We start from the raw sequence: 20,903 nt of genomic DNA on the forward strand, positions 1-20,903 counted from the left end.
AGGCGGCCCGGCGACCCGATGGCCTGACCACAGCGGCGTCGGGACCCCTGCGCGACTTACCGATCCGTACGGGTGAGCCGGCAGCGGATCGCCGGGCAGTGTGAGGCCCCCGCCCCACTACGAAGATCACGAACCGTTCATGATCTCGAGAGGAATCCTCCGTGCGCTCCGCCTGAGCCCGTACCGCTGCCCCCGTGGCCTCCACGCTCGCCGTCATGCTCTCCCCCGCCACCGCGCACGCCGCCGCCCCCGGCGACACCGTCGCCCCCTGCCCGTACGCGACGCCCTCCACGCCCTGGCCGTCCAGACAAGAGTGCAGCTCCTCATCGCGAGGGCGTGGCGGTGCGTCCCCGACGCGCACTCCGGAGTGTGCTCCGGCGGTCGGCGGGTGCCGGATCCGGACGCACGGTTCCCACGGGCGGGAAATGCGCAGGTCAAGGGCTCGCCCGGATCAGCAGCGTCCAGACGTCGGCCGAACGGACCGCCGGCACCACCGGCTGCGAGGACCTGGCCGTGCTCGCCCCGGCCGCGGCCGCCGCGCTGGGCCTGCTCGAGGACGCCGTCCGGCGCGGCGGCGCCGACCACGACGACATCGTCCAGACCTTCAAGGCCGCCGGTGTCCACGAGGCGTTCGCCGGCGTCTTCGACGCCGCCTCCGAGCGCGTCATGGACACCGCCGACGACCCGTACGACTTCGACGTGCGACTGCACGCCGACAACCTCGCCGGGGCCGCGAGTGACGTCCGGCGCGCCTTCGAATGGCTCTAGAGACCCATCCAGCACCCGTCACCGCCCTTGGAAGGCCCATCGATGACACCCCCTGTGTCAACCTCAGACCGCTTGAACCAGCTTGGGCTGGGGCAAGAAGTGTTGTGCCGCGCCGTGTCGGGCGGGGTCGTAGGGCTCGTGGTTGAGCCAGCAGCGGTAGATCACACGGTCCCATGCGCGGGCCAGGACCCGGATGGCGTGCGGGTGGTCCATGCCGCGGGTTCGGGCCCGCTGATAGACGTCCGCCGCCCAGAGGCTTTCGTGGCGGCTGTTGTCCGCGAAGGTCGTGATGGCCTGGCGGAGGCGTTTATTGCAGGCCCAGCGGTAGGAGACTCCGCGCATGCGTCCCGGTGCCTTGGTGACCGGGGCGACGCCGGCGAAGGCCGCGACGGCGTCCGGCCCGTCGTAGGCATCGCGGGAGTCACCCCACTCGGCGAGCATCTGTGCGGCGTTGACGCGCCCGGCCCGGGGCAGCGAGACGAACAGGCGTCCGTCGGAGTGCTGGGCGAGAGCCGCGGAGGGGGCGGACCGCCCGGCGCGCAATGTGCCGGTGCCGAAGGTGCCGGTACGGACGACGCTGCGGATCGCGTCGCGCACCGCCGTACCGCCGGCGTCCTTGACCAGCAGCCCGCAGACGCCTGCGGCCAACGCCGGTGCGACGGCGGCGCGTTCGTTGTCCACCGCGCACCTCCTCGGCGTCTGGACCGAGGAGACAGCAGATCCAGCCGGTCAGGCACACCCGAACGGGTGGGACCCGCTTCGCGACGCTTCTTTGGAGGTGCCGGTACGCGGGCGAGGCGTCCGGCTGGGGTTTCCCAGCCGAACGCCTCGCTGAACTCCTGACGGCAGAACGTCAGGCAGTGTCCTACTACGGCTTGCTGATCTTGATCAGGTCATCGCCGTCGTTGCCGTGCGAGACCCACCATTCGTAGGTCTTGTTCTCGTCCAGGTCCTTGGTGCCGGAGGCGCACTTGCCCTTGCTGAGCGCCCGCACCTTCAGCAGCACCTTGTGGCCGTGCCTGTTCACGACGTACACCGCCACCGACTTGCCGTCCGCGCGCTTGTCGCACACGGTCAGCTTGTCCCCGGCGTCGGTCCACTTCGCCGACCCGATGACCGGGCCTTCGTTGAGCGTCTCGTTCTGCTGGATGTTCTTGAAGTCCCACGACGCCGCCTGAGCGGAACCGGAAGTTGCTACAAGCAGTGCGGCACACGCGGCCGTCACTGCCCCCGTCTTCAGCAAATTGTTCATGATCGGATCATAGTAACCGCACTTGCAAACGATCAAATCCGCTGATGAATACGGGAGTTGGCGCCCACTTAGAGGTGGAAGCCCGGTGAGAATTCGCTTGAGAAACCGTGTTGGTCCGGTTCAGGTGTGTCACTGCCCGGCGGAGACCGACCAGCGCACGCCGGAGGTGCCGTTGACGTGGACGTACGCGTCCGGGTCCGCTGTGCTGATCTCCACCTCGTTGTAGATACAGGCGACCTTGCCGGCCTCGCAGTCCTCGGTGAAGGTCAGGCCGAGGTCCGGGACCTCGACCTTCACCGTGCCCTTGCCCTTGCCCTTGCCCTTGCCCTTGCCCTTGCCCTCGCAGTTCAGGGCGATCCCGAGGGTTCCCTTGCGCAGCCCGCCCTTGAAGGGGATGGCGCGACCGAACTGCCCGTTGGCGAACGAGGCGATGATCTTCCGGCCGATCTTCGGAGCCTCGGTGACGGTTTCGTTGCCGCTGACCTGGTCAACGTCGTCGCCAGCGGAGTGCTTGGCGGTGGGCGTGGCCGGCGCCGACTTCTTGGCCGAGGTCTTCGGGCCGTCGCTATCGCCGTCGCGCGGCACGTACGGCGCGCTGGCAAACTCCATGGGCGTCACCCGGGCTACCGCGCAGTCCCGCCGCGACACCCTGCTGAAGAAGGACCCGAGCCCGATGGAGCAGTGGGCCACCCGCAGCAGCTGACCCCGTGCAGCGGCGCCGTGCAGCAACCAAATGTCAGAGGTCATGTCCTCTGACACTTGATCTTGGCCGTTTGTCACTCGATCTTGACCATTTCCCGGATCGTGTATGCCAGTACCTCGGGGTCGCCAGGCAGCCACACATCGTGCCGGTGCGCGACGGCAGGACCGTCACTGGTCCGATCGTGATGTTCTCGGTCGCAAGCCTGGCCAGCCCCGGGTTCCTCGCCGACCGAGCAGTGGCACCGATGTCCCCCGGGCTAAACAATTCCTGCGGGACAATACATCATTTGTAATGAACTCCGCAGGTCAAACGGGTGGTGCAGGCATTTCACCCCTCATGATGTGGTCGTTCCCCCACCCCTACTGCGAGGAGACACGGCCATGTCCGAGACCACCGAGCCCGAGATCGGACCGATCAGGATCGGCGACCCGCTCGACGCGCCCACCCATCCGATCGACGTCCCCGATCACGAGGTGTGGGACGACATCGACAAGGGCTTCGCCTGGGTATTCCACGCCGGTGACGGCCACCGCCTCACCCGGCCGGTGATCATCGCCGACGGCTTCAACCACGGCAAGAGCGAACTCGACAAGCTCTACCAGTTCCTGGACGGTGAGGACTATCCCTTCCTCACCGAACTCCGTCGAAGCGGCCGGGATGTGATCCTGCTCGGCTTCGACAACCGCACCGCGTCCATCGTGGAGAACTCGAAGGCGGCCGAGGCCACCATCCGCAAGACCATCCAGCTCCGCGAGGGCTCCGAGCGGCTGATCGTTGGCGGCTTCAGCATGGGTGGGCTGATCACCCGTTACACCCTCGCCCGGATGGAGACCGACTTCCACGAGGACGAGCACCAGACGGGCGTGTACTTCTCGTTCGACACCCCGCACCGCGGCGCCACCATCCCCATCGGCGTCCAGGCGTTCGCGTACCTGCTCCCGCCAGTGAACTTCAAGCCCCACCCCTTCAGGCAGCAGATGAACAGCCCAGCGGCCCGTCAGATGCTGTGGCAGCACTACGACGAGGCGACCAAGAAGACCGGGGTGGCCCCCGAGCGCACGGCGCTGCTGAACGAGCTGGCGCGGGTCGGCCAGTGGCCGCAGATTCCGCGCAAGCTGGCGGTCGCCAACGGCCGCGGCGACGCCATCGGGCTGCCCGACGTAGGGCCCGGCGAGGTCGCCCTGCGGGTCGAGGTCCGCTACCCCGGCACCACCTTCTACGCCCAGGCACAGGGCGACGACGTGACGGTCGCCTACCTGTACCGGAAGTTCCCGGAGACCGAGCAGACCATCACGACCAGCGGCTTCCCGGAACTGGACGGCGCACCCGGCGGGACGCTCGCGACGTACGAGATCCTCGCCCACTCCATGATCGAAGCAGGCGGCGAGGCGGACCTGCGGCACCCGAAGGTGTGCTTCGTCCCCTCGGTCAGCGCGGTCGACATCCTGGACTTCGAGCGCCAGGAAGACCTGTACACCAGGGTCGACAGCCTGAACCCCTCCCAGAGCGGCGTGGACGCGTTCCACTGCTCGTCCACGACGACCCCGCACACCCTCCCGACCGAGGAGCTGTGCACCTGGCTGATCGGGGAGTTCGACCGCTGACCCCTGGCCCGCCCCGGAACAACGGACGCCGCCCCTCGCCACATCGACGGGATGAGGCGGCGTCCGCACCACCTACGGCCAGGTCAGCAAATCGCAGGGGTGCTCTCACCCTTCCTGGGCCCAGCGGAACTCCCGGACCGGACCGGCCGCCACGAACCGACGGTTCGATCCCTGGCCCAACGGCAGGCGGTGACACTGCCCGGACTTGACGAACCCCAACTCGAAGGCTGACACCAGGGGTCAAGATCAAGTGGCAAGTACCTCTTGGCCATCAAACTCTCCTGGCAACCGGCCAAGATCTTCTGCCAGAGGTCACGAACGCGCGGGACCGATGGTCGCCGGCGTCCTCGTGGCCGCGGCCATGGGCATGGACGCCGTGGCCTGGCGCGACCAGTTCGGGACGATCCCGCCGAAGGAAGCCATGGTGCACACCTTCGTGCTCTGGCTGCTTGCCGACCTCTTCGACAGCCTGGTCGAACAGCCCGGCGCCACCGACCGGCTCATGCGGGAGACCTTCAACTCCATGGCCGCCGAACCTGGTGATACCCCAGCACTGCCGCGCCGCGCAGCGACGACGTCGATCAGGCGCGGTTAGCATGCGAGGCGCCCCGTCCCCGGCAGCTGGAATGCCGGGGACGGGGCGCCTCTTTGTGTGCGGGTCAGGCTGTGACGCGTTCGATCTCGATGGCGAGGACTCCCAGGGCCTCCTTCTCGGGGCCGTAGATGCGGCGGATGTTTGTCAGCTGCTGCTCACGCGGGGAGTCCGGGTTGACGTTCGCCTCGCCGACGCGTTCCTGCGGCACGACGAGGACGCGCCTCCGACCCCCCTCGAACACCACGATGCACGCGCCGTCGGCGCCGGCCCGCTTCGGGTCCAGGCGATGATCCACCTGTGGTACAACGTGGACCGGCTCAACCTCTCACTCGAAGCGGACGACCAATACCTCAACACCGAGGAGATATCGGCGCTACTGCGCGAGATCGAGCGCATGGTGATCGATCTCGCGCGCGCCGATCACACAAAAGCCGAAGCGCTTCGATAGAGCAGATGGGTTCGTCAACGCAATCAGGTTCTGTTTGGCGGCCTTTCAGTTGCCTGTTCATGTCGCGAGGTCGCGAGAATCGCAACAGAGTGTGCGCGCTGACGGCGGCTGCGGAAAACTGGTCTGGTGGCCCCGGCATCTCAGCCCGGGGCTCCAACAGATCCGTACATGACAGTCTTCCGTCATACGGTTCTTATCACTCCGGTCACTTGACTGCCGGTTTCACCCAGACCCGGTGTGCGAAGTACGGGGGCTCCGGGCGGCTGCCAGCCGGGACTTCAACGCGGTGATTTCCCAGCTGTGCCCTGCGCCGTGGCTTCGGTTCGCGACCATCGACTGCTGCGGCTCGGCCGACGCCGGGGCACAAGCTCCGACCCCGCACTATTTGGACCAGCCCGCGGGTCCACCACCACACCCTCGATCCCAGATAGCCAGCGTCCGGGCAGCCAACCATCTGCCCTGTCCAGTCCCGCTCGCTCCCCATCGCTCGCGCTGCAGCCTCAGCATGACCCGAACCGGCGCCGCCAGACCAGGATCCGGACCATTTCCGGCCCAGTCCCCGACCGAAGGCTGCGCCAACTACCGTTTTGCCAGGTCAGCGCGGATTCAGCTGCTGTACCGCCAAGCAGACGAAGAATCTGCTGACAGCCCCGACACCTACCGCCTGCGGTCACAGCGTGCGCACCTCGGAAGAGCTCGCAGAGTGTGCCCCACATTTCCCGGATTCGGGCCGCTGCGGAATTGAAGCGGATGATCTGCCACAAGGCTGCCATACGCGGAAAGTGGATTCTTCGACTGCCGCCCCAACACGGATGCTCCGTCTGACGTGTCCAGTCCTGCTGGGACCTGTTCAGCACTGGCGCTCGGCATGCGGGCGCAGGCAAATGAAAACCGGTCCGCCAGAAGCAGCCTCGCCAAACCCATCAGTTCGGCGACTGCGAATAGGGCGGCTGCCAGACCTCGCTCCACCGCCTGCAATTCGAAGCCCTCCGCACCCAGCACAGAACCAGCACGGGACAGGTCACCAGGGATGACGAGGGGTGCCCACAGGTCAGCACCCAACCAGCACCGGCAACGCCAATGGACCTCTCATGGAGCGAACAACAACTCTCTGACCTGCAGCTTTGCCACATCTGGCGCACTTACGGTAAGCAGCGTCCCGAAAATTTGTGCAGCAGTCTCATGATCCCCGAAACTAACAGCCGGGTCTGAGATCACGGGTGGTTACTCCCGTATCAGCCCGGTGTGCGGCCTCACACACGGCCCGGTGCCCGGCCCGTTGCCCGGCCCTCGAGGGCGTCACGGCGCTTATGCGTCCCCGTACGCCTCTCCCCCGAGTTCGAACCCGGCGGTTCCCGCCGTCACGTCTGCCAGCCACGCCCGGAACGCCTCCACATCGGCGTCCGGCAGCCCGATCTGGAGCGTGACGGCCTCCCCGTAGCGCACGTCACGCACCTCGCGTCCGGTCGAGCGCAGGTCGTTCTGGATCTTTCCGGCCCGCTGGTGGTCGACGGTCACCGTGGCCAGGCGGAACCGGCGGCGGGTGCGCACCTCAAGGGCGTCCAGCGCCTCGCCGACCGCGCCGCCGTACGCCCGGATGAGTCCGCCCGCACCGAGCTTGACGCCGCCGTAGTAGCGGGTGACGACGGCGACGACGTACCGCATGTCCCGGCGCAGCAGCATCTGGAGCATGGGGACTCCGGCGGTGCCGCCCGGTTCGCCGTCGTCGCTCGCCCTCTGTACGGAGGCGTCGGCGCCGATGACGTACGCGAAGCAGTTGTGGGTGGCGTCGGCGTGTTCCTTGCGGACGGCGGCGACGAACTCCTGGGCCTCCTGTTCGGTGGCCGCCGGGGCGAGGGCGCACAGGAAGCGGGAACGGTTGACCTCGGTCTCGTGCACGCCCGCGTGGGCGACTGTGCGGTACTCGTCCGGCATCCGGCCACCCTACGGTCGTGGGCGTGGTGGATACTCACTCGTCGTTGCCAAAAGGCCGCAGGCCGGGCGAACGCATAGAGAAGTCAACAAAGAAGCAAACAGCGCGCAAAGAAGACCCTGAGGAGATCACCGCATGACCGGCGTCGATATGGATCGTACGGACAGCGCCGGGCCGCCGGGCCCGACGCCCCCCGCGTCCGTGCGGCCTGCGGCCCGCTGGCGCGCCTGGCTGTTGGAGGGGCTCAGCGAGCAGTCGGCCCGGCATCCGGGGCCGCACGCCACTCCGGCCGAGGACCACCGGGGGCACACGTGGTGGCGGGTCATGTGTCTGACCGGCGTCGACTATTTCTCGACGCTCGGCTATCAGCCGGGCATCGCCGCCCTCGCGGCCGGTCTGCTCTCGCCGCTCGCCACGCTCGTGCTGATCGCGCTGACGCTGCTCGGCGCGCTGCCGGTCTATCGCCGCGTCGCGCGGGAGAGTCCGCACGGCGAGGGGTCGATCGCCATGCTGGAGCGGCTGCTGCCCTGGTGGTCGGGGAAGATCTTCGTCCTCGTGCTGCTCGGGTTCGCGGCCACGGACTTCATGATCACGATCACTCTGTCGGCTGCGGACGCCTCCGCGCATGTCGTGGAGAATCCTTTCGCTCCACACTGGATGCACGGCGGGAACGTGTGGATCACGCTCGTCCTGGTCCTCGGGCTGGGTGCGGTGTTCCTGAAGGGCTTCAAGGAGGCCATCGGCATCGCCGTGGTGCTCGTGGGCGCCTATCTCACTCTCAACGTGATCGTCCTCACCGTCTCCGCGTGGGAGGTGCTCAGCCACCCCGTCAGGATCGGCGACTGGACCGACGCGATGACCGCGGAGCACTCCTCGCCGATCGCGATGATCGGTGTGGCGCTGCTCGTCTTCCCGAAACTGGCGCTCGGCATGTCCGGCTTCGAGACGGGCGTGGCGGTGATGCCGCAGGTCAAGGGGGACAGGACGGACACGCACGAGCGGCCCGAGGGGCGGATCCGGGAGACCCGCAAGCTGCTCACGACGGCCGCCGTGATCATGAGCTGCTTCCTGCTGCTGTCCAGTCTGGCGACGACGATCCTGATCCCGCAGTCCGCCTTCGAGAGCGGCGGCCCGGCGAACGGGCGCGCGCTCGCCTATCTCGCCCACGAGCACCTCGGCGAGGCCTTCGGCACGGTCTACGACGTCTCGACGATCGCGATCCTCTGGTTCGCGGGCGCCTCCGCGCTCGCCGGTCTGCTGAACCTCGTACCGCGCTATCTGCCGCGCTACGGCATGGCGCCCGAATGGACGCGGGCCGTCCGGCCGTTGGTGCTGGTGTTCATGGCGGCGGCCGTGTTCATCACGCTGTGGTTCCACGCGAACGTCGACGACCAGAGCGGCGCGTACGCGACCGGTGTGCTGGTGCTGATGCTGTCCGCGTCGTTCGCGTCGGCGGTCGCCGTGCACAGGCGCGGCCGTCCGGCCGCCACGATCGGCTTCGGCGTGATCACCGCGGTGTTCGGCTACACGCTGGTCACGAACGTGATCGAGCGGCCCGACGGCATCAAGATCGCGATGATCTTCATCGTGGCGATCCTTGTCACGTCGTTCGCCTCACGGGTGCGCCGCGCCTTCGAACTGCGGGCCGCGGAAGTGACGTTCGACGAGACCGCCGTCCGGATCATCGACGAGGCGGCGGCCAGCGGCCCGCTGCTCCTGGTCGCCAACGAGCCCCAGGAGCACAGCACCCTGGAGTACCGCGCCAAGGAGTACAGCCAGCGCGAGCAGACCCACATCCCGGACGGCCGTCCCGTGCTGTTCCTGGAGGTGTTCGTGCGGGACTCCTCCGACTTCACGGCCGACCTCGCCGTGCACGGCGACGAGAAGCACGGCGCACGCCGACTGCGCGTGGAGGGCGCGACCGTCCCGAACACCATCGCGGCGGTGCTGATGCGGTTGCGCGACCGCACCGGACAGGTCCCGCACGCCTACTTCAACTGGACCGAGGGCAACCCCTTCAGCCACCTCGTCCGCTTCCTGATCTTCGGCCACGGCGAGGTCGCCCCGGTCACCCGCGAGGTTCTCCGGCGCGCGGAACCGGACCTCGATCGCCGTCCACGCGTTCACGTGGGCTGAGCGGGTCAGGTCAGCGGGGCGCCTTGCCGCGCGGCACGATCAGACTCGTGAGCAGGGCTGTGCCGGGCGCGAGGTCGCGCCAACTGTCGCCGCGCCAGGCCAGGACGGCGACCGCGGAGGTGGGGAACTTCGTCCGTACGTCGTCCAGCGCGTCGTCGAGGTCGTCCCCGGCCAGCTCCAGCACCAGTTCCTCCAGGCCGGGGTTGTGGCCGACCAGGAGCAACGTCCCAACTGTGGGCGGGACTTCACGCACAAGGGCCAGCAACTCCGGTACGGCGGCGCCGTACAGCCTCGGCTCGTGGCGGACCGGCGGCGGGGCGCTCCACTCGGCCGCCGCCAACTCCCAGGTGTGGCGGGCGCGTTCGGCGGTGGAGCACAGGACGAGGTCGGGCAGGCAGTCGGTCTCGGCGAGGGCGCGTCCGGCGGCCGGGGCGTCGCGCAGGCCGCGCGGTCCGAGGGGGCGGTCGTGGTCGTCGACGCCCATCGGCCAGGCGGACTTGGCATGCCGCAGGACGACGAGGCGGCGGAGCGGGCCGGCACCGTGGTGGGTGGTCACGTCAACGATCCGATCTCGCGGGTGAGTTCGAGGCCGAGGATGCGGTCGGCGTAGGCGTACGTCTCGAAGCGGGCACCGTCCGCCATCCCGTCCAGGGTCTCGACGCGGCGCAGCACGTCCAGTACGGCGGGCACGTCCAGGTCGTCCTCCCAGGCGGCGCGCAGGTCCTGGCGTACGGCCTCGGGCACCGGCCTGGAGGGCTGCGACGCCCAGACGGCGACCGACCGGCGCCAGTGCGCGAGCGCGCACCCCGCGTCGGCCAGGGTGGCCGGGGTCAACCGCACGGGCTCGGAGCGGGGGCGGGCGAGCAGGGCCAGGCGGAGGGTGGCGGGGTCGACGTCGCCGGGCGCGCTCAGGGATCCGGCCCGGTCGCCCGGGGAGTCGGCCGGCGCGACGTCGAGACGGATGCCGGCCGTTGCCCGCTCGTCCCCGCTCACCACCTCGATCAGCTGGGCCCCCGCGAACTCCGGTCCGACATCCCCGCGGTCCTCGAAGGGGCGGATGCCGAGCGCCGCGGCGCCCGCCCGGAGCTCGGCGACCTGCTGTCCGCCGGTCAGCACCGGCCAGACGGGTGTGCCGCCGACTTCGAGGGCGCGGACGAGGACATCGGCGATCAGGAGTACGCGCAGGGCGGTGCTGTCGAAGCGTGGCGCGTACGCCTCGACACGGGTCAGGGCGCGGCGGGCCGGGGCGGCGACTACGGGCTCGTTGGTTCGGGCGTCGAGGATGCGGAGCACGGTGCCGAGAGTAACGCTCCGCTGGGGTGGGGGGTCGTTTTTACTCGGGTCCGTCGGGTTGGTCGCGTTGTTCCTCGCGGCCCCTTTGGGTGGGTGGTTCATGTCGGTGGCCATTTGGCTCTCGGCCGGTGGGGGCTGGTCGCGCAGTTCCCCGCGCCCCTTTGGGGCGCCTCCGTGCCGGCGTGTGGTTCCCCGCGCCCCTGAGGGGCTTCCCTCCTGGGGCGTGGGAGGGGCGCCCGGGGGCCACGCGGGGAATCACTGGGGGCCCGTCGCTGTTGTTGCGCACGGCAGGGACCGCGAGTGTACGAATCCCAAGGAGGCCGGGCGTGTACGGCGACTCAGCGACGATCCGCAAGATCCTGACCGAGCTCGGCGACACCTGGGCCGTCGTGGGCCTGTCGTCGAACCCGCAGCGGGCCGCGTACCGCGTGGCCGAGGTACTCCAGCAGCACGGCAAGCGGATCGTCCCCGTCCACCCGAAGGCCGAGACGGTCCACGGCGAGCAGGGCTACGCCTCGCTGGCCGACATCCCCTTCGACGTCGACGTCGTCGATGTGTTCGTGAACAGCGACCTCGCCGGCCCGGTCGCCGACGAGGCCGTCGCCGTCGGCGCCAAGGCCGTCTGGTACCAGCTCGGCGTCATCGACGAGGCCGCCTACGGCCGCACCCGCGCCGCCGGACTCGACATGGTCATGGACCGTTGCCCGGCCATCGAGCTGCCCCGCCTCGGTTAGGCCGTCGGCCGCCGATACCGAAAGTGCGGGTCGCCCGTCCGGGGCGGGCCGACATAATGCTCGGGTGACTTTCGCCTCACCGCCTCCCGGCTCCACGCCCAACTCCCCCTCGGCGCGGAGTTTTCCGGTGGTGATCGTGGGCGCCGGGCCCGCCGGGCTCACCGTGGGGAACATCCTGCGGGGCGCCGGTATCGACTGCGTGGTGCTGGAGACCGAGAGCCGGGAGTACATCGAGCAGCACCCCCGGGCCGGGTTCATCGAGGAGTGGGCGGTGCGCGCCCTCCAACAGCGGGGCCTGGCCGACGCGTTGCTCGAGCGGGCCGGTACGCACACGCGGTGCGAGTTCCGGTTCGGCGGCCGACGCCACCGGTTCGAGTACGCCGAGCTGTCGGGCCACCGCCACTTCGCCTATCCCCAGCCGCTGCTGGTGACGGACCTGGTGCGCGAGTACGCGGACGTTCGTGGCGGCGACATCCGGTTCAGCGTGCGGGACGTTCTTGTGCACGACCTCGACACCGACCGGCCCGCGGTGTCGTACGTATCGGCGGAGACAGGCCGACGGGAGTATGTGCAGGGCGAGTTCATCGCCGGATGCGACGGGGCTCGTGGAGTGACCCGTACGGCGATCCCGGCGGCGCACACCCGGATCGCGCGGCACGACTACGGCATTGGCTGGCTGGCCCTCCTCGCCGAGGCGCCGCCGTCCAACGACTGCGTGATGTTCGGCATCCACCCGCGAGGCTTCGCCGGGCACATGGCCCGAGGCCCCGAGGTCACCCGGTACTACCTTCAGTGCCCGCCCGGTGACGACCCGGAGAACTGGCCGGACGACCGCGTCTGGGCCGAACTCCACCAGCGGTTCGACGCGTTGGGGGCACCCCCGCTCAACGAGGGCCGCCTGATCGAGAAGCACGTCCTCGACATGCACAACTACGTGATGGAACCGATGCAGTTCGGGCGGCTGTTCCTGGCGGGCGACGCGGCCCATCTCACCGCTCCCATAGCCGCCAAGGGAATGAATCTCGCCCTGCACGACGCCTTCCTGCTCGGCGACGGACTCGTCACCTACCTCACCAAGGGCGACCCCGGCGACCTGAACGGCTACTCGGAGGCGTGTCTGCGGCGCGTCTGGCAGTACCAGGAGTTCTCGCTGTGGCTGTCGGACATCTACCACGGGGCGTCCTCGGGCGATCCGTTCCGCTCCGGCACGACCCTGGCCCGGCTGCGCCGCATCCTGAACTCCCCCGCGGCCGCGGCGGCGTTCGCCGACGTGTACATCGGCAGGGACGCCGACCACTGACACCGGCTCAGCAGGCGTAACCCTCTGACGTCAGTTGACGCCCAGACCGGCCACCACCACCGCACCCGGAAGTCCCGCGAACGCCTTCCCCGGCACCAGCAGTTTGCCGCGTCGCCGCCCGCTGCCGACCAGCACCCAGGGCAGGTCGATGAGGGCCGAGTCGACCAACAGGGGCCAGGAGTCCGGGAGACCGATCGGGGTGATGCCTCCGTACTCCATCCCGCTCTCCCCGACGGCCGTGTCCATCGGTGCGAACGACGCCTTGCGGGCGCCGAGTTGGCGGCGGACCACCCCGTTCACATCGACCCGGGTGGCGGAGAGAACGAGACACGCGGCGAGGGTGGTCTCGCCGCCGCGCTTGCCGGCCACGACCACGCAGTTCGCCGACTGTTCGAGGAGCTCCCGCCCGTAGTGCTCGACGAAGACGGCGGTGTCGGCCCAATCCGGGTCGGTGTCGACGTACAGGATCTGATCGGCGGACACGGCGCCTGCCCACTGCCGTACGGCGTCGGCGACCGGGGCGACGAGTTCACCGAGGCAGTCGGGGGCGGGAGTGGCGGTGTCGAAGTCTCCGATGGGGGCGCGCATGACGGCACGCTAACAGCCGCGGGCGGGGCCCTGGCCGGGACGGCTCAGCTCACCGGCGGGACCGACACCGACATCACCATCTCCATCGGTACGGTGCCGTCGTTGCCGTACGTGTGGGGGACGGCGGCCTCGAAGGTGGCGCTCGCGCCGGCCGGGACACGGTGCTCGACTCCGTCGACCGTGAGCGTCAGTTCGCCCGCCGTGACGTGGAGAATCTCGAAGGTGCCCGGGGGGTGCGGGTCGGACGGGCTGGTGTCACCGGGCATGAGGTGCCAGTCCCACAGCTCCAGCGGGCCGGGCGCCTCGGTGCCCGCGAGGAGCCGGTTGAAGCTGCCGGCGTCGGTGTGCCACAGCCGTACGGCCTGGTCGGCGGGGACGATCCGGACCTTCGGGCCCCGTTCGTGGTCGAGCAGGGTCGTGATGCTGACGCCGAGGGCGTCACCGATCTTCACGACCGTGCCGAGGCTGGGGTTGGTGCGGGCCTGCTCGATCTGGATGAGCATCCCGCGACTGACCCCGGCGCGGGCGGCGAGCGCCTCCAGGGTGAAGCCGCGTTCGGCGCGCCAGCGCTTCACGCTGCGCGCCAGCGACTGGGTCAACAGGTCGAGATCCGACACGGTTCCGTCCACATCCTCGTCCGACACTCTTGTTCTTCGGGCTCGTCCACGGCCTTGTCTTCAGCCTGTCTTCAGCCTTGCCTTCGGACTCGTCTTCGGGCTTGCCTCAGCACCTCATCCTGCCGCACTCCCCTGCGTGCAAAATTATGGATGACAGAGTTCACTTCACTGAACTACCGTATGGTGCACCGACCCGTTCATTCCACTGTACTGCGAGGCGTCCTCATGACCGCATTCTTCGCCCTGGTCACCAGCCTGCTCTGGGGGCTGGCCGACTTCGGCGGCGGACTGCTGACCCGGCGTATGCCCGCGCTGACCGTGGTCGTGGTCTCGCAGTCGATCGCGGCGGTCGTACTGGGCACGATCGTCGTCCTGACCGGCGGCTGGAGCGAGGCCGGGCCACAGCTGTGGTTCGCGGTCGCCGCGGGCTTCGCCGGACCGGTGGCCCTGCTCTCCTTCTACAAGGCGCTCGCCCTGGGCCCGATGGGCGTGGTCTCCCCGCTCGGCTCGCTGGGCGTGGCCGTCCCCATCAGCGTCGGGCTCTTCCTCGGCGAGCGCCCCGGGCTGCTCCAGTTCACGGGCATCGCGGTCGCCGTCGTCGGCGTCGTGCTCGCGGGTGGACCGCAGCTCAGGGGCGCGCCCGTGCAGCGGCAGGCGATCCTGCTCACCCTGCTCGCGGCGTTCGGCTTCGGCACGGTCTTCGCCCTGATCGCGGAGGCGTCGAGCACGCTGACGGGGCTGTTCCTCGCGCTCTTCGTGCAGCGCCTGACGAACGTGGCCGTCGGCGGCACAGCGCTGTACGTCTCGGTCCGCCGGGGCGGCGCCGCCCTCCCGGCGGGCGGCTTCCCCTGGCAGACCCTCCCGGCGCTCGCCTTCGTCGGCCTCGCCGATGTCGCCGCCAACGGCACCTACTCGATCGCCGCCCAGCACGGCCCGGTCACCGTGGCCGCCGTACTCGCCTCGCTCTACCCGGTGGTCACCGCCCTGGCGGCACGCGGTTTCCTCAGCGAACGCCTGCGCGCGGTCCAGGCGGCGGGCGCGGGCCTGGCCCTGGTGGGCACCCTTCTGCTGGCGACGGGCTGAGCCCTGGCCGCCCCGGCCGCGCGGGTCAGGACTCGGCGCGTACGTCCCCGGTGTGCTCCTCGGCGTCCAGCTCGGCCAGCCGTGCCACCTCCAGCGCGTCCAGCTCCGACAAGGCCCGCAACTGCTCCGGGGTGGTCCCCGCCGGGATCGGCGTCGGGGCCGGTGTCCGCAGCGGAGGCACCCAGCCCTCGGCCGGCGTCCAGCGGCGTACGACCCTGGCCGGAGCCCCCGCCACCACCGCGTGGTCGGGCACGGTCCCGCGCACGACGGCACCGGCCGCCACCACCACGTTTCGCCCGATGCGCGCACCCGGAAGGATCACCGCGTTGGTGCCGATCCAGCAGCCCGGACCGATCTCGACCGGCTCCATACGCGGCCACTGCTTGCCGATGGGCTCGTGCGGATCGTCGTACGAATGATTCGTGGACGTCACGTACACATACGGCCCGAAGTAGCAGTCGCTGCCGATGGTGACCGTCGTGTCGGCGATGACATGGCTGCCCCGGCCGAGGACTACACCGTCGCCGATGCGCAGGATGGGGTCCGGGCCGAGGTCGAGGTCCGGCATGAGGCCCGCCGTCAGGGTCACCTGCTCGCCGACGATGCAGTGGGAGCCCAGCTCGATCCAGCGTTCACCGAAGACGGTGCCCAGCGGGAAGGCCAGCCTGGTACCTGTTCCCATCGCCCGGAAGGTCAGCCGCCCGGGGTGCTCGGCGGTCACGGAACCCGTGCGCTGCACCCAGGCCCAGCCCGCGTGCACCGCGCGCTGCGCCAGCCGACGCCGCCATGACGAGAACGTGTTCTTGGGCTTGGGCACCCGCACACCGTACTCACGGCCGGGCGGGGCCAGCAGGCCGCACACCTGTGATCTTCGCCCCACAGCGGTGGCGTACGGTCTGACGTAGGCGAGGTACAGGAGGCGAGATGACGCACAAGGCGTTGATCATCGGCATCGGCGGCCGGGACCCGAAAGTGCACGAGGACGCCTTCGTGGCGCCCACTTCCTCGGTGATCGGGGACGTGACCCTAGGGGCGGGCGCGAGCGTCTGGTACGGCGCGGTGCTGCGCGGCGACGTCGAACGGATCTCCGTCGGCGCCCGGAGCAACATCCAGGACAACTGCACCCTGCACGCCGACCCGAGCTTCCCCGTGACCATCGGCGAACGCGTCTCCGTCGGCCACAACGCGGTGGTCCATGGAGCGACGGTCGAGGACGACTGCCTGATCGGCATGGGTGCGACGGTCCTGAACGGCGCGGTGATCGGCGCGGGTTCACTGGTGGCGGCCCAGGCCCTCGTACCGCAGGGCATGGAGGTCCCGCCGGGTTCACTGGTCGCGGGCGTACCGGCGAAGGTGAAACGTGAGTTGACGGTGGAGGAGCGGGAGGGGATCTCGCTGAACGGCACGATGTACGCGGAACTGGCGAAGGCCCACCAGGAGATCCACGAGTAGAGCGGCCCGCCTGAAGGGGCGCGGGGAACCGGGCGACAGGCACCGGACGGCCCGCGCCCGACATCACTCGGCAGCCGCTACCGTCTCCGCCTCACGTACAGCGCCCTGCACCTTCTTGGCCTTGCGCTTGAGAACCAGCATCGACGTCAGACCGATGAGCACCGCCAGCACGAGCCCCAGCCACGAGAACCGCTTCAGCCAGGACTCCGCGACGACGCCCACGTAGTAGATGACCGCTGTCGTACCGCCCGCCCAGATGATCCCGCCCAGCACATTGGCGATCAGGAACTTCCAGTACGGCATCCGCAGCACCCCTGCGAGGGGCCCCGCGAAGATCCGCAGCAGCGCGACGAAGCGGCCGAAGAAGACCGCCCACATGCCCCACTTCTCGAAGGACCGCTCGGCCGTGGCGATGTGCCCCTCACCGAAGTGCTTGGGGAACCTCGCGCCGAGCCAGGCCAGCAGCGGCCGGCCTCCCTTGCGGCCGATGGCGTAGCCGATGGAGTCACCGATGATCGCGCCGGCGCTCGCACAGGCACCGAGGACGAACGGGTTGATGTGACCCTGCTGGGAGGCGAGCAGCGCGGCGGAGACCAGAACGATCTCGCCGGGCAGGGGAATGCCCAGGCTCTCCAACCCGATGACCAGTGCCACCAGCGCGTAGATACTGACCGCGGGGATCGTCTCCAGCCATTCCTGCACGTGCAACGCCGGTTCCTTCCGCTCTCGCCGTACGCCCGGTACGTCTGCGTTCCCGGCACGCGTCCGGCCACGGGCGCGTGCCGGGAAGCCTACCGGGTCAGGGTGACACCCGGGGTTGACGGTGCCTTGTGCCCGTCACCTGGAGGGGAGCGAACCGACGATCCCCGTGAGCGAGCCGACTCCTTGCGCGACCGTGGCGACGACCGGCCGCGCCGCGGTCAGCGGCTGCGGCGGCCGGGCCGTCGCCGGAGCGGGCGCGGGCGCGGGCTCCTCGCCGCCGTCGTCCACGACGAACCGCGTCTCGAACTGCTGGCCGGTACCGGCGTCGGGCGAGGGCGCGACCTCGGGTGTGGATGAGGGCGACCCGGCGGACCCCGGAGCCCCGTTCCCCGCACCGGGCTCGGCCGCGTGCTGCGTACCGCCCGCAGCACCCTCCCCCTTCTGCTCCTTCTGGTCCTTCTGGTCGAACTCCCCGCTCTTGGGGTCCTTGGCGCCCTTCGCCCCGACGTCCTTCTGCCGGTCGTCCGTCCCGGCGGAGTCGTCGGACGCGGCGGGGTCGGAGTCGAGGGTCCATTTCTCCCCCACCGCCCCGGACCTGGTTCTGACCACGACACCCGCGCCCGCGCGGAGCGAGACGGGTGCGACGACCAGTTCCTCGCGCCAGTGGGGCAGCAGTTCGCCCTGGACAGTGAGGTCGTAGCGAATCTCGTCGGCACGGGAGCCGACGCAACCGGAGAGGAAGACCTCTCCGGCGGCGGAGTGGGAGTCGAGGCACAGTCCGGGGTCGGCGAGGCTGCGCAGAAGACCGTCGTCCTCGTACGACCACTGCTGCGTCGCGGCGGACGAGCACACGGCGAGCCCGGTGCCGGCGCCGGCCACGACCCGGCCGCCGCGGATGTCCAGGCACAGGCCCGTGGCGAGGTGGCGCAGCCTGCCGCGTTCCGTCACGCCGGGATAGCCGGCGGGACCGGCCGACGCCGAGTCACCGGCCGGCGGCGAGGAACTGACCGACTGCTGGCCGGCGGAGGGTGAGGCGGCAGCCGGTCCGGTCGTGTAGCCGCTCACCGCGCCCCAGTCGGCCTTCGGCATGGAGCTCGTGTCCGACCGGTCACGGAGGCCGATCACACTCGCGAGCAGCGCGAACGAGAGGACACCGACGCCGACGACCACGGCCCGTGTGCGTCCCTTCGGGCGGTTGAACCGCTCGTCGGGCAGCGGCATACGGGCCATGAGGCGATGCCGGCCACCACCGCCGGGGCGCCCACCGCCCCGGCCGGCCTGTCCGCGGGGGTACTCGCCCGGGCCACTGCGTCCCGGACGGGAGTCGAGATAGCGGCGGGCTCCCCAGCCGAGCACCGCCTCGGCGAGCAGAACGCCGAGCTCGCCCTCGAAATGGCTGAGTTGCTCGGCGGCGTGCCGGCAGTGACGGCACACCAGCAGATGCTGTTCGACATCGGGCAACAGGGCGCCGCCCCGTCGGATCGGGACGTCGAGGAGGCGGTTGTAGAAGCGGCATTCCTTGGTCGGCGCGAGTTCACGGTGGGCGTGTACACAGGCGTTGCGGAATTGCTCGCGGGCCTGCTCCAGCGCCGCCGCGGCGCTCACTGTGTACACCCCCAGCAGACCGGCCGGTACGGAAAGGGGTTCGGCCTCGACCTCGGTGTGCCAGAGCAGGCACTGGGCCGCTCTCGGGAGCACGCCGAATGACCGCTCGGCCAGCTCCCGCTTTTCGGATGTGCGAGCCCTCGCCGCGCGTAGACCACGCGCGCCAGTAGGTTTGCGGAGTTCGGGAAGCAGCCCCGAAATACCGTCGTCGGCGGACCACTCGCGGACCGTTTCCCTTACCGCTACGAGGAGTTGGGGCCGCAGCGCCTGATTCGACTCACCGCGCTCAAGTCGCCCGAGCACCCGGTGAAAGGCCGCCGTGGCGGCCATGGTGGCGAGGTCCCCCTCGGCGGCGAGACAGACGGCCGCGTAGTCGTACGTCGACTGCCAGTGACGCGCCAGCAGCAGTGCGACGGCGTACCCGCTCTCACCCTCGACCCGGCCACGCAGTTGCGCGGCGAGGTTCATGTCGGATTCCCCGGAAGTGGCGCCGGGGCGAGGAGGGTAGGGCGGACGCGGGGGGTGAGGGGATCGCACAGAACCCATTCCTTCCAAGCCGCAGGACGGCACGAGCGAATTGCACACCCACGGGAAGCTCGCCACCTGAGGAGTTCGGGTCGACCGGCACAGAATCCCGAGCGGGAAAAGGGGGTCTGACCTCTGCCCCCGCGCGAGTCGGCTCACACTCGCACACCCGTCTCGCCGTAAACAAGGAGTTCGGTGACCGAAGTTCAAAACGAGAGCAATTCAGATGTGTTACCGACGGTATCCGTCCCGGCTTGCGGAATTAAGCCCCGCAAGGGTGCCAAGTTGTGTGCAGGAGTACCCGGATGGCACACACAATCTTCAACTTCCGGCCATCCGGAGACGTTGGCCGTCGCGCGACGGAGCGGCCGAGGATACTGATGACGCCAAGTGCCCGTGGACCGCCGTATCGTTACCGGCCATGTGGCCAGAACAGCAGCCGCCCGGGGGCGAGCAGAACCCGCAGGACCCGCACCCTCCGCAGGTCCCGCCGCACAATCCGTACCAGCAGCCGGGCTATCAACAGCCGAACCCGTACCAGCAGCCCGGATACCAGCAGACCGGGTATCCGCAGTCCCACCCCTATCCCCAGCCCCCGCAACCGGGTTGGGGCGCTCCGGCCCCGACCGGCGCACCACAGCCGCCGTCCGGCGGCGGCGGGAACCGGACGAGGATCACCGCCATCGTCGCGGCCGCCGCGGTCGTGATCACGGCCGGGGTGACCGGCTTCCTGGTCCTGGGCGGCGACAAGGACGAGCAGGCGGGCTCGGACACCAAGGACAAGCAGCAGCCTGGCTCGTCCGCACCCGCGTCGGCGCCCGCCGCGAAATCCGCGGATCCCAGCGACTCGGCCTCCGCGTCCGCGTCCTCCCCGGCGTCCGCCTCCGACGACAACCCGCGCGGCTCCCAGGCCGAGCAGCCGACCGTCGCCGGCTGGAAGGTGGTCGTGAATCCGAAGTGGGGCACGGCCTTCGACGTGCCGGCGGACTGGGAGGTGAAGTCGCCGGGCACACTGATCGGCTTCGAGGACGCCGACCCCAAGGCCGGCGCCAAGCCGCTCATCACCATGTCGGCACCCGCCTACTACAAGTCCAAGTGGTGCGTGTCGGACGACGACAAGGACGGCCGTACGTCGGACACGGCGCTCGCGGCCGTGGGCACCAAGGGCGCGAGCGGCGCGAAGAACGCCGGCGAGGTCGCCGTGAACCAGGTCCCCTGGTGGGTCTACGGCGGCTACACGCAGCCGGACAAGAAGAGCCTCGTCTACGACGAGAAGGCGACGCCGTACACCACGAAGTCCGGCATCAAGGGCAGCTTCGCCCGGGCCCACTCGAAGAACACGCCGCAGAAGGGCAAGTGCGCGAGCGACGGCAAGGCGATCACCTTCGGCTTCAAGAACTCGGCCGGCGACTACGTGGCGTGGAGCCTGTACGGCGCGACGGGCGTCAACGGGGAGGTCCCCGAGAAGACGATCATGCAGATCCTGAGCACGGTACGCCTGCACGGGGACCCGACCGGCGCGTGAGGCCGCGATCGGCCGGTCCCGGTCGGGGCGGGGCTGGGCG

21 protein-coding genes and 1 pseudogene are annotated in these 20,903 nt (G+C 69.7%); 10 read left to right on the plus strand and 12 right to left on the minus strand.

What is annotated here, in order from left to right; genetic code table 11:
- Window positions 1-369: 369 nt before the first annotated feature.
- Window positions 370-768, plus strand: coding sequence for a hypothetical protein (locus ADL01_RS15380; protein ID WP_053742553.1), 399 nt, complete (start codon window positions 370-372; stop codon window positions 766-768).
- 63 nt (window positions 769-831) lie between these two features.
- On the opposite strand, the gene ADL01_RS15385 is transcribed toward ADL01_RS15380, so the two are convergent.
- From ADL01_RS15385 to ADL01_RS15395, 3 genes are all read right to left on the minus strand, one after another.
- Window positions 832-1,449 (minus strand): transposase, encoded by a 618-nt coding sequence (locus ADL01_RS15385; RefSeq protein ID WP_199834832.1) that lies wholly within the window; start codon window positions 1,447-1,449, stop codon window positions 832-834.
- A gap of 187 nt (window positions 1,450-1,636) precedes the next feature.
- A complete protein-coding gene (locus ADL01_RS15390) occupies window positions 1,637-2,020 on the minus strand; it encodes a hypothetical protein (protein WP_159049530.1) in 384 nt (127 codons plus the stop codon).
- Window positions 2,021-2,149: 129 nt separating this feature from the next.
- Window positions 2,150-2,629 carry a hypothetical protein gene (locus ADL01_RS15395; RefSeq protein WP_159049531.1) on the minus strand — a complete coding sequence of 160 codons (480 nt, stop codon included), beginning with the start codon at window positions 2,627-2,629 and terminating at the stop codon, window positions 2,150-2,152.
- A 474-nt stretch (window positions 2,630-3,103) separates the two neighbouring features.
- Between ADL01_RS15395 and ADL01_RS15400 the strand changes: the two genes are divergently transcribed.
- Window positions 3,104-4,327: an esterase/lipase family protein gene (locus tag ADL01_RS15400; protein ID WP_053742556.1), complete on the plus strand. Its 1,224-nt coding sequence runs from the start codon at window positions 3,104-3,106 to the stop codon at window positions 4,325-4,327.
- A 331-nt stretch (window positions 4,328-4,658) separates the two neighbouring features.
- The gene (locus ADL01_RS15405; protein ID WP_053742557.1) at window positions 4,659-4,922 is read left to right on the plus strand and encodes a hypothetical protein; all 264 of its coding nucleotides are present in this window, start codon (window positions 4,659-4,661) and stop codon (window positions 4,920-4,922) included.
- A gap of 64 nt (window positions 4,923-4,986) precedes the next feature.
- On the opposite strand, the pseudogene ADL01_RS41980 reads toward ADL01_RS15405, so the two are convergent.
- Window positions 4,987-5,112, minus strand: a pseudogene (locus tag ADL01_RS41980) (RNA-binding protein); the annotation flags it as partial.
- A 96-nt stretch (window positions 5,113-5,208) separates the two neighbouring features.
- Here ADL01_RS41980 and ADL01_RS44700 point away from each other — a divergent pair.
- Entirely contained in the window at window positions 5,209-5,370 is a 162-nt protein-coding gene (locus ADL01_RS44700; RefSeq protein WP_159049532.1) for a hypothetical protein, read from the plus strand.
- A gap of 1,308 nt (window positions 5,371-6,678) precedes the next feature.
- On the opposite strand, the gene ADL01_RS15415 is transcribed toward ADL01_RS44700, so the two are convergent.
- On the minus strand, window positions 6,679-7,305 hold the full coding sequence (locus ADL01_RS15415; protein WP_053742559.1) for a YigZ family protein: 627 nt from the start codon (window positions 7,303-7,305) through the stop codon (window positions 6,679-6,681).
- A 133-nt stretch (window positions 7,306-7,438) separates the two neighbouring features.
- Here ADL01_RS15415 and ADL01_RS15420 point away from each other — a divergent pair, with 133 nt between their 5' ends.
- Window positions 7,439-9,439 (plus strand): amino acid transporter, encoded by a 2,001-nt coding sequence (locus tag ADL01_RS15420; protein WP_199834833.1) that lies wholly within the window; start codon window positions 7,439-7,441, stop codon window positions 9,437-9,439.
- 10 nt (window positions 9,440-9,449) lie between these two features.
- On the opposite strand, the gene ADL01_RS15425 is transcribed toward ADL01_RS15420, so the two are convergent.
- Both ADL01_RS15425 and ADL01_RS15430 read right to left on the minus strand, forming a co-directional pair.
- Window positions 9,450-9,995, minus strand: a complete 546-nt coding sequence (locus ADL01_RS15425; protein WP_053742560.1) for a SixA phosphatase family protein — start codon at window positions 9,993-9,995, stop codon at window positions 9,450-9,452.
- Window positions 9,992-10,732, minus strand: coding sequence for a hypothetical protein (locus tag ADL01_RS15430; protein WP_053742561.1), 741 nt, complete (start codon window positions 10,730-10,732; stop codon window positions 9,992-9,994). Before ADL01_RS15430 ends, ADL01_RS15425 begins: the two co-directional genes overlap by 4 nt.
- Window positions 10,733-11,058: 326 nt before the next feature.
- Between ADL01_RS15430 and ADL01_RS15435 the strand changes: the two genes are divergently transcribed.
- On the plus strand, window positions 11,059-11,466 hold the full coding sequence (locus ADL01_RS15435; protein ID WP_053742562.1) for a CoA-binding protein: 408 nt from the start codon (window positions 11,059-11,061) through the stop codon (window positions 11,464-11,466).
- Window positions 11,467-11,530: 64 nt separating this feature from the next.
- Window positions 11,531-12,766 carry a 4-hydroxybenzoate 3-monooxygenase gene (locus ADL01_RS15440; protein ID WP_053742563.1) on the plus strand — a complete coding sequence of 412 codons (1,236 nt, stop codon included), beginning with the start codon at window positions 11,531-11,533 and terminating at the stop codon, window positions 12,764-12,766.
- A 30-nt stretch (window positions 12,767-12,796) separates the two neighbouring features.
- Here the strand turns inward: ADL01_RS15440 and ADL01_RS15445 are convergent, their stop codons facing one another.
- A complete protein-coding gene (locus tag ADL01_RS15445) occupies window positions 12,797-13,354 on the minus strand; it encodes a YbaK/EbsC family protein (protein ID WP_053742564.1) in 558 nt (185 codons plus the stop codon).
- Between the two features lie 44 nt (window positions 13,355-13,398).
- Complete coding sequence (locus tag ADL01_RS15450) at window positions 13,399-13,971, minus strand: XRE family transcriptional regulator (protein ID WP_053742624.1); 573 nt, start codon at window positions 13,969-13,971, stop codon at window positions 13,399-13,401.
- Between the two features lie 225 nt (window positions 13,972-14,196).
- Between ADL01_RS15450 and ADL01_RS15455 the strand changes: the two genes are divergently transcribed.
- Window positions 14,197-15,054 carry a DMT family transporter gene (locus ADL01_RS15455; RefSeq protein WP_053742625.1) on the plus strand — a complete coding sequence of 286 codons (858 nt, stop codon included), beginning with the start codon at window positions 14,197-14,199 and terminating at the stop codon, window positions 15,052-15,054.
- 25 nt (window positions 15,055-15,079) lie between these two features.
- On the opposite strand, the gene ADL01_RS15460 is transcribed toward ADL01_RS15455, so the two are convergent.
- Complete coding sequence (locus ADL01_RS15460; protein WP_053742626.1) at window positions 15,080-15,871, minus strand: acyltransferase; 792 nt, start codon at window positions 15,869-15,871, stop codon at window positions 15,080-15,082.
- Between the two features lie 107 nt (window positions 15,872-15,978).
- On the opposite strand from ADL01_RS15460, the gene ADL01_RS15465 reads away from it, so the two are divergent.
- Window positions 15,979-16,506, plus strand: a complete 528-nt coding sequence (locus ADL01_RS15465; RefSeq protein ID WP_053742565.1) for a gamma carbonic anhydrase family protein — start codon at window positions 15,979-15,981, stop codon at window positions 16,504-16,506.
- A 63-nt stretch (window positions 16,507-16,569) separates the two neighbouring features.
- Here ADL01_RS15465 and ADL01_RS15470 read toward each other — a convergent pair whose 3' ends face one another.
- A complete protein-coding gene (locus ADL01_RS15470; RefSeq protein ID WP_053742566.1) occupies window positions 16,570-17,214 on the minus strand; it encodes a DedA family protein in 645 nt (214 codons plus the stop codon).
- A 129-nt stretch (window positions 17,215-17,343) separates the two neighbouring features.
- Window positions 17,344-19,281 (minus strand): RICIN domain-containing protein, encoded by a 1,938-nt coding sequence (locus ADL01_RS15475; protein WP_053742567.1) that lies wholly within the window; start codon window positions 19,279-19,281, stop codon window positions 17,344-17,346.
- 478 nt (window positions 19,282-19,759) lie between these two features.
- Between ADL01_RS15475 and ADL01_RS15480 the strand changes: the two genes are divergently transcribed.
- A complete protein-coding gene (locus tag ADL01_RS15480; RefSeq protein WP_053742568.1) occupies window positions 19,760-20,863 on the plus strand; it encodes a hypothetical protein in 1,104 nt (367 codons plus the stop codon).
- The last annotated feature ends 40 nt before the right edge of the window (window positions 20,864-20,903 follow it).

The sequence above is a fragment of the Streptomyces sp. NRRL WC-3618 genome, assembly GCF_001280005.1.
Taxonomy (GTDB): domain Bacteria; phylum Actinomycetota; class Actinomycetes; order Streptomycetales; family Streptomycetaceae; genus Streptomyces.

Coding starts and splice junctions, on each gene's coding strand:
- ADL01_RS15420 (WP_199834833.1), top strand. CDS start 7,439: ATGACCGGCGTCGATATGGATCGTACGGACAGCGCCGGGCCGCCGGGC.
- ADL01_RS15455 (WP_053742625.1), top strand. CDS start 14,197: ATGACCGCATTCTTCGCCCTGGTCACCAGCCTGCTCTGGGGGCTGGCC.
- ADL01_RS15445 (WP_053742564.1), bottom strand. CDS start 13,354: ATGCGCGCCCCCATCGGAGACTTCGACACCGCCACTCCCGCCCCCGAC.
- ADL01_RS15395 (WP_159049531.1), bottom strand. CDS start 2,629: ATGGAGTTTGCCAGCGCGCCGTACGTGCCGCGCGACGGCGATAGCGAC.
- ADL01_RS15465 (WP_053742565.1), top strand. CDS start 15,979: ATGACGCACAAGGCGTTGATCATCGGCATCGGCGGCCGGGACCCGAAA.
- ADL01_RS15400 (WP_053742556.1), top strand. CDS start 3,104: ATGTCCGAGACCACCGAGCCCGAGATCGGACCGATCAGGATCGGCGAC.
- ADL01_RS15405 (WP_053742557.1), top strand. CDS start 4,659: ATGGTCGCCGGCGTCCTCGTGGCCGCGGCCATGGGCATGGACGCCGTG.
- ADL01_RS15390 (WP_159049530.1), bottom strand. CDS start 2,020: ATGAACAATTTGCTGAAGACGGGGGCAGTGACGGCCGCGTGTGCCGCA.
- ADL01_RS15475 (WP_053742567.1), bottom strand. CDS start 19,281: ATGAACCTCGCCGCGCAACTGCGTGGCCGGGTCGAGGGTGAGAGCGGG.
- ADL01_RS15480 (WP_053742568.1), top strand. CDS start 19,760: ATGTGGCCAGAACAGCAGCCGCCCGGGGGCGAGCAGAACCCGCAGGAC.
- ADL01_RS15415 (WP_053742559.1), bottom strand. CDS start 7,305: ATGCCGGACGAGTACCGCACAGTCGCCCACGCGGGCGTGCACGAGACC.
- ADL01_RS44700 (WP_159049532.1), top strand. CDS start 5,209: ATGATCCACCTGTGGTACAACGTGGACCGGCTCAACCTCTCACTCGAA.